This window comes from Lysobacter sp. TAB13 (assembly GCF_052113885.1).
GTDB classification, from domain to species: Bacteria; Pseudomonadota; Gammaproteobacteria; order Xanthomonadales; family Xanthomonadaceae; genus Lysobacter; species Lysobacter gummosus.
Map to the genome: position 1 here is coordinate 650,119 of NZ_JBFRDR010000001.1, position 12,854 is coordinate 662,972.

The 12,854-nt window shown below is 67.1% G+C and carries 15 protein-coding genes; 6 read left to right on the forward strand and 9 right to left on the reverse strand.

Annotated features, from left to right (window positions below):
* Positions 1-139: 139 nt before the first annotated feature.
* Positions 140-1,084, reverse strand: a complete 945-nt coding sequence (locus AB4Y92_RS02440) for a hypothetical protein (protein WP_441818196.1) — start codon at positions 1,082-1,084, stop codon at positions 140-142.
* Here AB4Y92_RS02440 and AB4Y92_RS02445 point away from each other — a divergent pair.
* Positions 1,062-1,985, forward strand: a complete 924-nt coding sequence (locus AB4Y92_RS02445) for a LysR substrate-binding domain-containing protein (protein ID WP_441818197.1) — start codon at positions 1,062-1,064, stop codon at positions 1,983-1,985. The two genes, AB4Y92_RS02440 and AB4Y92_RS02445, sit on opposite strands and share 23 nt — an antisense overlap.
* A gap of 238 nt (positions 1,986-2,223) precedes the next feature.
* On the opposite strand, the gene AB4Y92_RS02450 is transcribed toward AB4Y92_RS02445, so the two are convergent.
* From AB4Y92_RS02450 to AB4Y92_RS02480, 7 genes are all read right to left on the reverse strand, one after another.
* Entirely contained in the window at positions 2,224-3,285 is a 1,062-nt protein-coding gene (locus AB4Y92_RS02450; RefSeq protein ID WP_441818198.1) for a DUF5694 domain-containing protein, read from the reverse strand.
* 97 nt (positions 3,286-3,382) lie between these two features.
* Positions 3,383-3,670 (reverse strand): hypothetical protein, encoded by a 288-nt coding sequence (locus tag AB4Y92_RS02455; RefSeq protein WP_441818199.1) that lies wholly within the window; start codon positions 3,668-3,670, stop codon positions 3,383-3,385.
* 114 nt (positions 3,671-3,784) lie between these two features.
* Positions 3,785-4,927: a putative glycoside hydrolase gene (locus tag AB4Y92_RS02460; RefSeq protein ID WP_441818200.1), complete on the reverse strand. Its 1,143-nt coding sequence runs from the start codon at positions 4,925-4,927 to the stop codon at positions 3,785-3,787.
* 159 nt (positions 4,928-5,086) lie between these two features.
* Positions 5,087-5,596, reverse strand: coding sequence for an Ohr family peroxiredoxin (locus AB4Y92_RS02465; RefSeq protein ID WP_441818201.1), 510 nt, complete (start codon positions 5,594-5,596; stop codon positions 5,087-5,089).
* Positions 5,597-5,693: 97 nt separating this feature from the next.
* Entirely contained in the window at positions 5,694-6,464 is a 771-nt protein-coding gene (locus AB4Y92_RS02470) for an SDR family oxidoreductase (protein ID WP_441818202.1), read from the reverse strand.
* A 167-nt stretch (positions 6,465-6,631) separates the two neighbouring features.
* Positions 6,632-7,666: a LysR family transcriptional regulator gene (locus AB4Y92_RS02475; protein WP_441818203.1), complete on the reverse strand. Its 1,035-nt coding sequence runs from the start codon at positions 7,664-7,666 to the stop codon at positions 6,632-6,634.
* Between the two features lie 5 nt (positions 7,667-7,671).
* The gene (locus AB4Y92_RS02480; protein ID WP_441818204.1) at positions 7,672-7,932 is read right to left on the reverse strand and encodes a sigma factor-like helix-turn-helix DNA-binding protein; all 261 of its coding nucleotides are present in this window, start codon (positions 7,930-7,932) and stop codon (positions 7,672-7,674) included.
* 182 nt (positions 7,933-8,114) lie between these two features.
* On the opposite strand from AB4Y92_RS02480, the gene AB4Y92_RS02485 reads away from it, so the two are divergent.
* The 4 genes from AB4Y92_RS02485 to AB4Y92_RS02500 all read left to right on the forward strand — a co-directional run bounded on the left by AB4Y92_RS02485 (position 8,115) and on the right by AB4Y92_RS02500 (position 11,337).
* Positions 8,115-8,594 carry a carboxymuconolactone decarboxylase family protein gene (locus AB4Y92_RS02485; protein WP_441818205.1) on the forward strand — a complete coding sequence of 160 codons (480 nt, stop codon included), beginning with the start codon at positions 8,115-8,117 and terminating at the stop codon, positions 8,592-8,594.
* Positions 8,595-8,693: 99 nt separating this feature from the next.
* Positions 8,694-9,110: a cupin domain-containing protein gene (locus AB4Y92_RS02490; RefSeq protein WP_441818206.1), complete on the forward strand. Its 417-nt coding sequence runs from the start codon at positions 8,694-8,696 to the stop codon at positions 9,108-9,110.
* Positions 9,111-9,197: 87 nt separating this feature from the next.
* On the forward strand, positions 9,198-10,088 hold the full coding sequence (locus tag AB4Y92_RS02495; RefSeq protein WP_441818207.1) for an RNA polymerase sigma-70 factor: 891 nt from the start codon (positions 9,198-9,200) through the stop codon (positions 10,086-10,088).
* Between the two features lie 193 nt (positions 10,089-10,281).
* A complete protein-coding gene (locus AB4Y92_RS02500) occupies positions 10,282-11,337 on the forward strand; it encodes an alpha/beta fold hydrolase (RefSeq protein ID WP_441818208.1) in 1,056 nt (351 codons plus the stop codon).
* A gap of 40 nt (positions 11,338-11,377) precedes the next feature.
* Here the strand turns inward: AB4Y92_RS02500 and AB4Y92_RS02505 are convergent, their stop codons facing one another.
* Entirely contained in the window at positions 11,378-12,304 is a 927-nt protein-coding gene (locus AB4Y92_RS02505; RefSeq protein WP_441818209.1) for a LysR substrate-binding domain-containing protein, read from the reverse strand.
* A 141-nt stretch (positions 12,305-12,445) separates the two neighbouring features.
* Here AB4Y92_RS02505 and AB4Y92_RS02510 point away from each other — a divergent pair, with 141 nt between their 5' ends.
* On the forward strand, positions 12,446-12,844 hold the full coding sequence (locus tag AB4Y92_RS02510; protein ID WP_441818210.1) for a RidA family protein: 399 nt from the start codon (positions 12,446-12,448) through the stop codon (positions 12,842-12,844).
* Positions 12,845-12,854 lie beyond the last annotated feature (10 nt).

The following is a 12,854-nucleotide window of genomic DNA, read 5'->3' on the forward strand; positions in this document are numbered from 1 at the left end:
CCAGATAAGCTGACATCGATTTACTCCGGAACATGCGCGAACGCGATACAGGAATCATCCGCGCCCATGCCGCGGCCGAGAAACCAATTGTTTTCAACGGATCGACAAGCGCGGTTTGAAGATCGACCGCGGCCGGCCTTCAGTAGTTGCGCACACTCGCCGACGCTCCCGCCCATGAGCCATCCACCCACATGTCCTGGTTCGGCAGTTCCCCTGACAGCGCGCGCCCCGCCACCGAGCCATCGGGATCGACCAGATCGAGCACGCCGGGCGCGGCGAAGAACTCCGCTTCCAGGGCATCGCGCAGAACGATGCCGCTGTCGCGCCAGCCCTGCGGTTGCGGGCTGCGCTGGGCATACAGCAGATGATCGTATTCGGCGGTGGGGCGAACCGTGCCGTCGTGAACGTGCGCGGTGGGATAAAACAGAAGCTCCGGATCGCGAGTGCGGAACGACAGCGCCATCGGATGCACGCGTGCGTCGCCGGCGCGAAGCTGGAACACCGCGAAGCCAAAGCCCTCATACGCGGGAAACTGGTCCCATACCGCGTCGTCGAGGCGGAAGCGCGGGTCCAGGCGGACGAAATCGGCGCGCGTGGGCACGAAGGAGGCTTCGAAGGCGCCGACCCGATGCACGGCCAGGGTCGCGGCGCGGCTGTCGTCTTCCGGCGATCGGCAGCCTGCGGACGCGGCGACTGGAAAGCATCGGTGCAGATCCTCGAAGAACTGCGGCCGCGCCGACAAATCGATGAACCTGACGGCCTCTGCGTCGGTTCCGCGCGTGGGCAGCGGCAAGATCATCGCCTGATCCGTCTGCGAGACCAAGCGCATTTCGTAGACCAGCATCTGCCGCTCGCCGGCGTGGCGGGCGAAGATGCGCGTGGAGCACACACGTTCAACCGGTTGCGAGAAGATGCACATGGGACTTCCTGATGTCCGGCGTCGATACCACGCATGGTAGATCACCCACTGCGCGGCAGCGACACGAAGGCCGGCGCGGCCGTTGACCGGGTGCGGAAAAGCGGTGATTCTCGCCGCATTCTCTAAGCTGGCTTGAAGATCGATGAACCGGATGTTGCCGGGCACGCGCGCGCTGCGAACCTTCGAGGCGGCCGCGCGGCATTTGAACTTCACCCGCGCCGCCGATGAGGTCGGGCTGACGCCGGCGGCGGTCAGCCACCAGATCAAGGAGATCGAGGATCAACTCGGCCTGGTGCTGTTCACCCGCACCAGCCGCAGCATCCAGCTCACCCCGGCCGGCGCGGAACTGTTCCAGGCCACCATCACTGCGCTCGACACGCTGCAGCGCGCCGTCGGCCGCGCCCGGCGCATGGCGCGCGAACGCAGCGGCCTGCGCATTTCGACCAGCGCGCGATTCGCCAGCAACTGGCTGCTGCCCAAGCTGCCGCAGTTCCGCGCCGCGCACCCGCAGTTGCAACTGGACTTCGACATCAGCGATGAGCTGCGCGATTTCGACGTGGACGATATCGACGCGGCGATCCGCTTCGGCACCGGACGCTATCCGCACACATGCTCGCAGCGCTTGTTCGATACCCGCATCGTCGCCGTATGCGCCCCCGCCCTGCTGCAGACCGGACTGCGGCTCGAACACCCGCGCGACCTGCTCCAGCACACCTTGTGCCATGTGGACTGGAAGACCGACGGCATGGTCTGGCCGACCTGGCGCATGTGGATGGCCGCGGCCGGCATCGAGGATTTCGACGACAGCCGTTGTCTCGCGTTCGCGGATTCGGCGCATGTCGTGCAAGCGGTCATCGACGGCGGCGCGGTCGGTTTGGCCGACCTGGAGATGATCGGCGCCGATCTCGCTCAAGGCCGGCTGGTGCGCGTATTCGACATCGAGGTCCAGGTTGCGCCCGAGTACGCCTATCACCTGGTTTATCCGGACAGCAGTCGCGACGATCCGCGCATCCTCGCGTTTCGCGAATGGCTGCTTGGTCAGACGGATTTACCGGCGACGCCTTGATCGCGACGGCGCGCTCTCAAGCCGCGCCGGCGGCGGATTGTGATTGGGACGAAGACTCCGCGCGGTACAGCGGGAACGTCTCCATCCGCACATCCGAAGCCTCGATCAGCCATCGAGCCTGCGTTCCCGGCGGCCCCGCCCATTCGATCTCATGCACGATGGTGCCGCCGAGAGCCTCGCCAAGCCGGCCGTATCGATGCGCCGGCCGCGAACGCGCGGCCCGACTATGCGCGCACTATCACTTCAAGACTTCCTGCGCATCGACGATGCGCAAACCCTGCATGCGGCCCAGCAGATCGTCGAACCAGGGCTTGTGCGAGACGCCGACGATCGACAGCACGCGCGTGCCGGGACGCTCGCGCGCGGCCGCGCGGATGTTGGCCACCATGCGCAGGTTACGGGTTTCCCAGCCGGCGACATACATCTGGCCGTAGTGCTCGGGCGAGCGGTCGCGCAGGGCCGCGGCGAAGTCGCTGTCGATGTTGGCGCGCATGACCGCGGGGCTGTTGATGTAGCGATACAGGCCCAACATGTCGCCGGCCTTGATCAAAGCGTCCTGGCGCTCGCGGATCGGCCGCATCGGCGCGGCGGCCGCGTCCCAGGCCTGCTGGATCGCCTTGCCGAAGGCCGCTCCATCGGCGACATCGACGTTGTCGCCGGTGTGATCGTCGGCCGCGTACACGCGCTGCAAGCCCAGACGCGCCGCCACGGCCGCGGCGATTAGTTCGCTTTCGCTGTTGGCGCGCGTGGATTTTTCGAGCGCGGCGACCAATGTGGCGTCCAGCCCGTCGCCGGCACGGCGCTCCGCCGACGGCAGTTGCAGCCATTGCACCAGCGCCGACACATCGTCGTTGGCGGCCATGAACAACGCCGCCAGATGGCGCCGCTGCGCCGGGGTCGGCGCTGCCGGCCATGTCTTCAGGGTCTTGTGCACCTGGGCCATCGCCGCCGGCACGTCCAGCCCCGTCGCCTTCTTGGCCGCGTCGGGTTTGCGGCAGTAAGGCGCCAGCCCTTGCTCGCCATAGATCGCCGGATGGCGCTCGGCCGTGTCGCATTGCTCGCCGGAGATCTGTTCGATGGTGATGATCTGCGGATGGAATTCGACCAGACGGTCGATCACCGGCTGCAGGGAGCGGCGATCGAAATCCTTCGGCATCGCGCTCAGATGCACCGTGCCCAGCACCAGCACCTGCGTGGAGGGCCCGGCCATCTTGTCGTCGAGCGTGGACAGATCCACTTGCGCCTGCGCGCTGCCGGCGCCGGTCAGGCCGAGGGCCAGCGCGCAGATTACGGATGTCATTCGCAAGGCATTACTCTCCATGGCATGAACCGGGGTGGCGTCGCGATAGCCTACCTGCGCGTCGCGAAGGCCTCCAGTGGCCGCATCCCCGGCTGCGTCAGAGTTCCTCCGCGGTCGCTTCGCGCGCGCAGCAGTAGATGGTGAAGCCGGTATCCATGGTCTTGGTGTAGACCAGATTGCCGTACTTGAGATAGTTGTGATCCGGGCAGGTGTAGGTGAACTTGGCCAGGACGAACCGATCGCTGTCTTTCAGGAAACCGGTGGAATTGAGTTCCTTCAACTTGCAACCCGGATACATGCGATCGATGTCGGCCGAAATGGTCCCGCGTCCCACCGAACACGCGCTCACAAGGCTCAGCGCCAACAGCGCGACCATCCGTCTCATACGATTCCCCTGATGATTCCGGGTGCGCAGGCACCGGGCTGGGGCGCAGTTTAGCGCCGGCCGGTGGTCGTCGCGGCGGTCGGACCAATTCGCGGTGCGTGCCTCCCGCGGCGCTCAGGGCAAGACGCTTGCGGTCTTCGCGTTGGAATCCACCACCACCGAGCCGCGCGCGAACCGCCGCGTCCACACGCCGGGCGATTGCTGCACCGCTGCCGCCGACGGCGCGCCCAGGTCGAAGGTCCACGCGCTGTTGTACGGGTCCTGGCCGGTATCCGGGCCGCCGCCGGTGGCATAGGCGTAGCCGCCGCCGGCCGCGCCAGGATCGTGCCACAGCAGGAACGAGGCGCTGGTGTAGCGCATCTTGTCGATGGCCTGCCAACCGCCGGCATGCGGGAACGCGTAGAAGCCGACTCCGGCCTGGGCGATGTCGCGATGAAGCGAGGCCATCCAGGCCCAGTCGGCGCCGCCGAGCAAGCCCTTGTCGATGTCGTCTTCGCCGGGCGCATCGCCGCTGGGCCAGGATTCGTAATGCTCCCGCGCGTAAGCGCCGGCGAGTTTCGCCCAACGCACTTGCGTAGGCCGGTCGGAGTTCCATGCAGAGGCCACGTTGGGCATCAGCGCGATGCCGGCGGCCTTCAGTTGCGGCGAAACGTTTTTCAGGAACGATTCGACCGCCTGCGTCCACGCCAGATCGGTCGGGTACTTCGACGGGATCGCCGACCAACTCGAACGAAAACTCTCGCCCATGTTGACGTCGTCGGCGAACACGCCATGGAAGCCGCCGGTCTTCGCGTAGTCGATGGCGCGCCGCGCCCATTCGTCCTGATAGGCCTTGTTGCCGACGTCGTACAGATGCAGATCGCCGCCCCAGAACGTGACCGGACGGCCGCTGCGATCCTTGACGATCCAGTCCGGATGATTGGCCTTGACCCAGCGATACGACATGCCGGAAGGCCACGGTTCGTCGGCGGGCGGCAGGTCGTAGGCGCCCGCTGTGTCGAAGTACATATACAGACGCATGCCGGGATTGGCGGCCTTGAGCCGCGGAATATCGACGTGCACGCGCATGTAGCTCTGGATGACCATCCACGAGTAGGCGCCGGGGTGCTGCGTGATCAACGGCACTTCGGCGTAGTCGAGGTAAAGCTGGCCGTTGTGCGGCGCGCTCGATGCCGTCGCCGGCAGCAGCAGAGCCAGGATCAATCCGGCGAAGATCGCGCGCGCCCGGACGAACGACGCGGATGCGGAATTCGACATGGCGTCTCCTGTGATCGACGGCCGCCAGGGCCCGGCGACGCCACAGATATCACGGCCATCGGGTGCGACCTGCGCCTGGGATCACACATCCGGCGCGGCATGACAGCCGTAATGTTTTCGCGCTGTCGCGCCTTGCGCGCGGTTGAAACGTGAAATCGATCAGCAAGGATCTCCGTCGTGCGCGACCGCCACGACATGGTCGATGCCTTGGCGGAACATCTTCGCGTAAGGACAGATCCGCTCGGTGTTGCGCACCAGTTCGGCCGCGACCGCGCGCTCCACGCCGGGAAGATCGACGCTGATTTCCGCCGACAGCACGAACAATCCATCCATCGGATCGCGCGCGAACGTCACCGCGGCATCCACCGTCACTTGCGTCAACGCCAGCCCCGAGCGATTGGCGAGCAACACCAGCGCGCCATGAAAACAGGCGGCGTAGGCCGCCGCCAGCAGTTGCTCCGGATTGCTGCCGCCACCCGGCCCGCCCAGTTCGACCGGCAAGCGCAGATCCACCTCGAGCGCGCCGTCGTCCGAGCGCGCCACGCCCGAGGCGCGCCCGTGCATGGCCTCGCCGCCGCTCACCCGCACCCGGCCGGTGTACAGCGCGCGGGCCTGTTCGCCGTGGTATTTGTCGAGAAAAATCGGCGGGGGCGGTCGCAACGGGCTCATGGGCGTTCGGGCGTCGTCCCGGTGTGGATCGCAGGGTCGGCGTTGCCGCCATGAAGTGGCCGGCATGATTCGCCGACGTGAACCGGTGCGGCCGCGCTCAGGCGCGCGGCGCCTGACGGGCGAACTGCGATTGTGCAAGCCAGCTCTCGAAATTCAACGCGCCCTGCCACGCCGCGCCGACCGGCACCAGCGTGTCGTCCTGCAGTTTCGCGCCGAAGTACAGCGCGCCCGGATCGCTGACGACTTCGCGCGGGTCTTGCACGGCGCGCATGAATCGCCGCGCCAGATCGGCCATCGGCTCGCGCTGCGGCCCGGCGATCTCGACGATGCCGTTGGCCGGCTTCTGCACGGCCACACGCGCGACCGCGTTGGCGACATCCTCCGAAGCGATCGGCTGCACCAGCGCCGGCGGCAACCGCACCGTCTGGCCGTCGGTGCCGGCCTGGATGATGCCTGGCAGGAATTCGTAGAACTGCGTGGAATGCACGATGGTGTAGGGAATCGCCGATTCGCGGATCAGCTGTTCCTGGGCGATCTTGGCGCGGAAATAGCCCGATGCCGACAGCTTGTCGGTGCCCACCACCGACAAGGCCACATGATGGCTCACACCGGCGCGCGCTTCCGCGCTCAGCAGGTTGTGACCGGCGGTGCGGAAGAAATCCATGACCGCGGCGTCTTCGAACGAGGGCGAATTGGCCAGATCCACGACCGTGTCGGTGCCGGCCATGGCCGCGTCCAGACCTTCGCCGGTGAGGATATTGACCCCGGTGGAAGGCGCGGCGGCGACGACTTCATGGCCCTGGGCGCGCAGTTGCGCGACCACCTTGCTGCCGATCAACCCGGTACCGCCGATGACGACGAATTTCATGTTGCACCTCTGCGCCTGATGAAGGGGAGCCGATGTCCCTGGCACGGGAACAGCGGGTAACGCCGGGCCATGCTAGAAGCCGGGCATCGATCGCAGTAGGCCTGCGCGCGGATGCGCGATGTTTCCCGGCATGCACCAATGCCCACCGAACGGCAACGGCGGGCGGGTCAGGCCGCAGCGTCCGTGCGCAGGCCGAAGGCCGGCGCGAGCGGCGGCGGCGCCTCGGCGACGGGATCTAGATTCAACGCCCGCACCTGTGCGGTGATGAAGTCGATGAACACACGGATGCGCTTGGGCAGCTGGCGCCGGCTCAGGTAGCACAGGTAATGGCCGCGGTCGTCGGGCGCGAACGGATTCAGGCATGCCAGCAGCGCGCCCGAACGCAAAGCCGCGCTGACCTGATACGCCGGCATCTGCGCCAATCCCTGGCCTGCAAGCACCGCTTGCAGCAGCAGATCGTCGTCGTTGAACACCAGATCGCCCGGCGGCGTGGCCGACTGGGCGACGCCGTCCACCTTGAAATCCCAACTGCGCAGGCGCCCGTTCGGCAGCCGCCGGTTGATGCAGGCGTGCGCCTGCAACTCGCCGATGGACGCCGGCAGGCCGCGCCGGCGCGCGTAATCGGGCGATGCGCACACCAGCATGCGCATCGGGATCAGCTGCTTGGCGATCACCTGACTGTCGTCCATGCGGCCGTCGCGGAAGGCGACATCGACGCGATCCACAGCGAGATCGGCCAGCCGTTCTTCCAGGGTCAGCTCGACGCCGATTCCGGGATAGCGCAGGCGGAACTCGGCCAGCAGCGGCGCGACGACATTGCGGCCGAAGCCGTGCGTCGAGCTGATGCGCAACTGCCCGCGCGGCGGGCCTTCTCGCAGGTCGCGCATTTCGTCCAGCGCCTGAGTGATCCGCTCCACGCCGGGGCGGCAGTTCTCGAAGAACAACTCGCCCTCACTGGTGAGCGAGGTCGAGCGCGTGGTGCGCAGGAACAGCCGCGCGCCCAACTGCCCTTCCAGTTTCTGCACGCTGCGGCTCACCGCCGAGCGGCCGACGCCCAGGCGATCGGCGGCGCGCGCGAAGCTGCCCTCGGTGGCCACGGTGATGAAGGCCACCACGCCGGCGTAGCTGGCCGAGAAACTGCACGGCAGCGCGTCGTGGCCGTCGATCGGAGTCTGCGTCGTCGCGTTCGTTACCAGGTTCATGGTCGTCATGCCTCGCCCTGCCCGCGCCGGGGCCGCTGCGCCAACGCGTGGGCGCGGGCGTGTTCGACCTGCTGGCGGCACAGCTCCGCCGGTTGGCCGATCATGCGGGCGATGTCGGCGTAGCTGGTCTCGAAGATCACATGCAGCACGAACGCCGCCTGCGCTTCCGGCGCCAGCGCCTGCAGCGCGCGCAGGAAATCCAGCCAGATCCGCTCGGCTTGCGATGGCGCGGCGTCGCCGGGCCGGTGGTGAAAAATAATGGTCATGCTCCAAGGTCGGCGCAGCGCATCGGCCTGTGACACGCCGGCCTCACTGGTGCCCTGCGCTCAACACCGCGCGTCCGTGCGCGTGCCTACCGAGCCGCGCGCAGGCTGCCTAGGCTGGATCGGCAACCCGGCTCACCCCCGGCCGCTCTCCCCCACCGATGCCAACCCAAGGACGCTTCGCCATGAGTCAACGCCTGGATTACCAGCAGCAATCCCCGGAACTGTTCAAGAAACTCATCGAGTTCAGCATGCTCGTGGACAAGTCCTCGATCGAGCAGCCCATCCGCGATCTGGTCTCGATCCGCGCCTCGCAGATCAACGGCTGCGGGTTCTGCGTGGACATGCACATCAAGCAGGCCACCTTGCACGGCGAGCGCCCGCTGCGCCTGCATCACCTCGCCATCTGGCGCGAATCGACCTTGTTCGCCCCGCGCGAACGCGCCGCGCTGGCGTGGACCGAAGCGCTGACCGACATTCCGGCGCATGGCGTGGCCGACGACATCTATGAGCGCGTGCGCACGCAGTTGTCGGAGAAAGAACTTTCCGATCTGAGCTTCGTGGTGATGAACATCAATGCCTGGAACCGCGTCAACATCGGTTTCCAGACCGTTCCGGGCAGCCTGGACAAGGCCTTCGGACTGGACAAGGCCAATCTGGCCTGAGTCCGCGCCGCGTTCGCCGCCGCGACCGCGGCGGCGAACGGTTTTCCTGCTTTCGCCAAGGCCGCTCCGCCGCGAGCGGCGACACAACGAGGTCTCCCCATGCGCATCCGCCATTCGCTCGCCCTGCTGTTGCTGCTCGCACCCGCGGCCGCGTCGGCCCACGGCCCCGCCGCCGCGGGCGCCGCGCCGCTGCCTGCGGTCACCACCGTCATGACCCAGCCGCTGTCCGCCTACCCGGGCAAGGAAGCGCTGATGATCACCGTCGAATACCCGCCCGGCGGCGCCGACCCGGTGCATCGCCACGATGCGGAGGCCTTCGTCTACGTGCTGGAAGGTTCGATCGTGATGGGCGTGGCCGGCGGCAAGGAAGTCACCCTGACCGCGGGCCAGAGCTTCTACGAAGGCCCGAAGGACATCCACACCGTCGGCCGCAACGCCAGCCGTGACAAGCCGGCCAAGTTCGTGGTGCTGCTGCTGAAGGACGTGGGCAAGCCGGCGCTGATTCCGGTTCCGTGATCCGGCCCCGGCCTCGGCGCTCGGCGGCCGGGGTGGCTGTCGAGCGCGCCATGTCACAATCGGGCCTGCTGTCCCGACATGATATGCATGGAAGGCGCGACCGAACTGTTCACCCAACTGCAACCACGCTTGCGTGGCATTGCCTACCGCATGCTCGGCTCGGTGGCCGAAGCCGAGGATGTGGTGCAAGACGTCTGGCTGGCCTGGCACAAGGCCGACCCGGAACGCATCGACGATGCGCAAGCCTGGCTGGTGACCGCCACCACGCGCCGCTCGATCGACCGCCTGCGCCTGGCCCGCACCGGCCGCGAACACTACGTCGGCATCTGGCTGCCCGAACCGATCCTCACCGATGCCGCCGAGGCCACGCCCGAGCAATTGCAGGAAGCGGCCAGCGATTTATCGATCGCGTTCTTGATGGTGCTGGAGCGGCTCGCGCCGGAAGCGCGCGCGGCGTTCCTGCTGCGCGAAGTGTTCGATGCCGATTACGGCGACATCGCGCGGACCCTGGACAAAAGCGAAGCCGCCTGCCGCCAGATCGTGCACCGGGCCAAGGCCCAGTTGCGCGAGCAGCGGCCGCGCTACGTGGTGTCGGCGCAGGCGCATCAACAGCTGATGCTTCGCTTCGCGCAGGCGCTGTCCAGCGGCGATTTCAACGGCATGAAACAGATGATGGCCGAGTCGGCGACCCTGGTCGGCGACGGCGGCGGCATCGTCACCAGTTTCGCCGAACCGATGGTCGGCGGGCCGCGCATCGCCCAGCTGCTGTACGCCGCGCGCCTGCGCTACAAGCACGAGCTACGTATCGAACCGGCCTGGATCAACGGCCGCCTGGGCCTGTTGCGCTACATCGGCGCGGAACTGGAATCGGTGCAGTCCTACGACACCGACGGCGAGCGCATCGTGCGCGTCTACATCCAGCGCAATCCGGACAAGCTGCGGCGCATCGCCGCGGCTCAGGCGGCGTTGCTCAGCTGACGCCGGGGCCAGCCGGCGCCTGCCGCGCGGCGCCGGTTTGTATCCCAATGTATCCGGGCGCATCGCCCGCGTATTCGCATACGAATCGACTGTCGCGCCGACACCCGGCGGATACGCCGCCGGCGCGTAATGAACGCCATCCCGCCACGCCGCCGCATTCGCCGGCGGATCGGCCTTCATCAGGAGACAGTCCATGAACACCGGCCCTTCCGCTTCCCCGGCCAACCCCGTGCGTCGCCGCCTGCTGGGCGGCGCGGCGCTCGCTTTCGCCGCCGGCCCCTTAGGCGCGATCGGGTCCGCGCTCGCCGCGCCGGCGTCGGTGCGCACGGCGCCCGCCTCCGCGGGCAAGCCGATGTGGGGTCCGCTGCGGCAGATCGACGCCGGCGTGCTGCGCGTGAGCTACGCGCAGATGGGCCCGGAAGACGGTCCGCCGGTACTGCTGCTGCACGGCTGGCCCTACGACATCCACACCTACGCCGAGGTCGCGCCGCTGCTGGCGGCAAAGGGCTACCGCGTCATCGTTCCGTACCTGCGCGGTTACGGCTCGACCACTTTCTTGTCCGCCGATACGCCGCGCAACGGGCAACAAGCCGCGCTCGCCACCGATGCCATCGCATTGCTGGACGCGCTGCATATCGACAAGGCGATCTTCGCCGGTTGCGACTGGGGCGCGCGCACCGCCGACATCATGGCCGCGCTGTGGCCGCAACGCTGCCAGGGCCTGGTCTCGGTCAGCGGTTACCTGATCGGCAGTCAGCAGGCCAATCAGGCGCCGCTGCCGCCGAAGGCCGAGCTGCAGTGGTGGTATCAGTTCTATTTCGCCACCGAGCGCGGCCGCCTGGGTTATGAGCAGAACCGCAGCGAATTCTCGCGGCTGATCTGGCAACTCGCCTCGCCGCAGTGGCGTTTCGACGATGCCACCTTCCTGCGCAGCGCGGCCGCGTTCGACAATCCCGATCACGTCGCCGTGGTGATTCACAACTACCGCTGGCGCCTGGGCCTGGCCGAAGGCGAAAAGCGCTTCGACGAAATGGAAGCGCGACTGGCGCGGCAACCCAACATCGGCGTTGCCGCCATCACCCTGGAAGGCGACGCCAACGGCGCGCCGCATCCGCCCAGCAGTGCCTATGCCAGCAAGTTCACCGGCAAGTACGCGCACCGGCTGATCAGCGGCGGCATCGGCCACAATCTTCCGCAGGAAGCTCCGGCCGCGTTCGCGCAGGCGGTGGTGGACGTCGCGGCGTTCTGAATCAGGCCGTCTGCGCTGCGGTCTTCGCCGCGCCGCAGCCTCAGCGTCGGCGCGGATCGACCACCGGCGCATGCTGCGCCATCACCTCGACGATCCAGTCGATGAACACGCGCAGCTTGGCGCTGACATGCCGGTTCGGCGGGAAGGCCAGGTACAACGGCATCGGATCGAAGCGCCAATCTTCGAACACCACAATCAGCTCGCCCGCGGCGCGATGCGCTTTCGCCATGTAGTCCGGCAACCACAGCACGCCCAGGCCCGCCAAACCCGCGGCCAGATACGCGTTGCCGTCATCCACCGCGAACACATAGCGGCCTTGCACGCTGATGCTCTCGCCATCGCGATGCATGGCGTACGGAAACGTCTTGCCGGTGCGCGACCACAGGAAACCGACGATGCGGTGGTGGCTGTCTTCCAGTTCGCGCGGATGCGCGGGTATGCCCTCGCGTTGCAGGTAATCTGGCGCTGCGTAGGCGCCGAGTTGCAGGTCGCCGACGTGACGCGCCATCAGCGATTGATCGGTGAGTTTGCCGCCGCGCACCACGCAGTCCACGTTCTCGCCGATCAAATCCACCATGCGGTCGCTGACGCCCAGGTCGATCTGGATATCGGGATAGCGCGCATGAAACCCCGGCAACGCCGGCACCAGGATCATCCGCGCCAGCGGGCTGGGCACGTCCACCCGCAGCTTGCCGCGCACCGAGGCCGACGCGCTGGACAGGCTGGTTTCGGCATCGTCCATGTCGGCCAGCAACCGCACCACGCGCTCGTAATAGACCGCGCCGTCGGCGGTGACGTTGACCTTGCGCGTGGTGCGGTTGAGCAGCTTCACCCGCAACCGCGCCTCCAACTGCTGCACCAGTTGGGTCACGCTGGTCTTGCTCATGTGCAGCGTGTCGGCCGCCTTGGTGAAGCTGCCGGTTTCGACCACGCGCGCGAACGCCTGCATCGCATCAATACGGTCCATCACCGCTCCAGGCGCTCGAAGATTGTTTGGATTCTACAAACAGTGATGGGTGGACGCGCGCGTTTATCCGCGCGCCGGGCCGGCCTAGAGTCCTGGCATCGTCAACGACGGGCCGGTTGCGGCCCATGGATCGAGGTGTGCATGAGCAAGCGCGACGTGGTTTTTCCGAGCGGACGGCAAGCGCTGTACGAACGCAATCGCTATTCGCCGGCGATCCGCTCGAACGGTTTCCTGTTCGTATCCGGGCAAGTCGGCAGCCGCGAAGACGGCTCGCCCGAGCCCGATCTGCAGGCGCAGGTGCGGCTCGCGTTCGAAAATCTGAACGCGATTTTGAAAGCGGCGGGCTGCAGCTTCGAGGATGTGATCGATGCGACCGTGTTCATCGTCGATCCCGAATCGAAGTTCGACACGATCTGGAAAGTCCTGCCCGAGTATTGGGGCGAAGCGCCGCACCCGACCCTGACCGGCATCGGCGTGACCTGGCTGTATGGGTTCGATTTCGAGATCAAGGTGATCGCCAGGCTGCCGCAGGGCGAGTGATCGCGGCCGG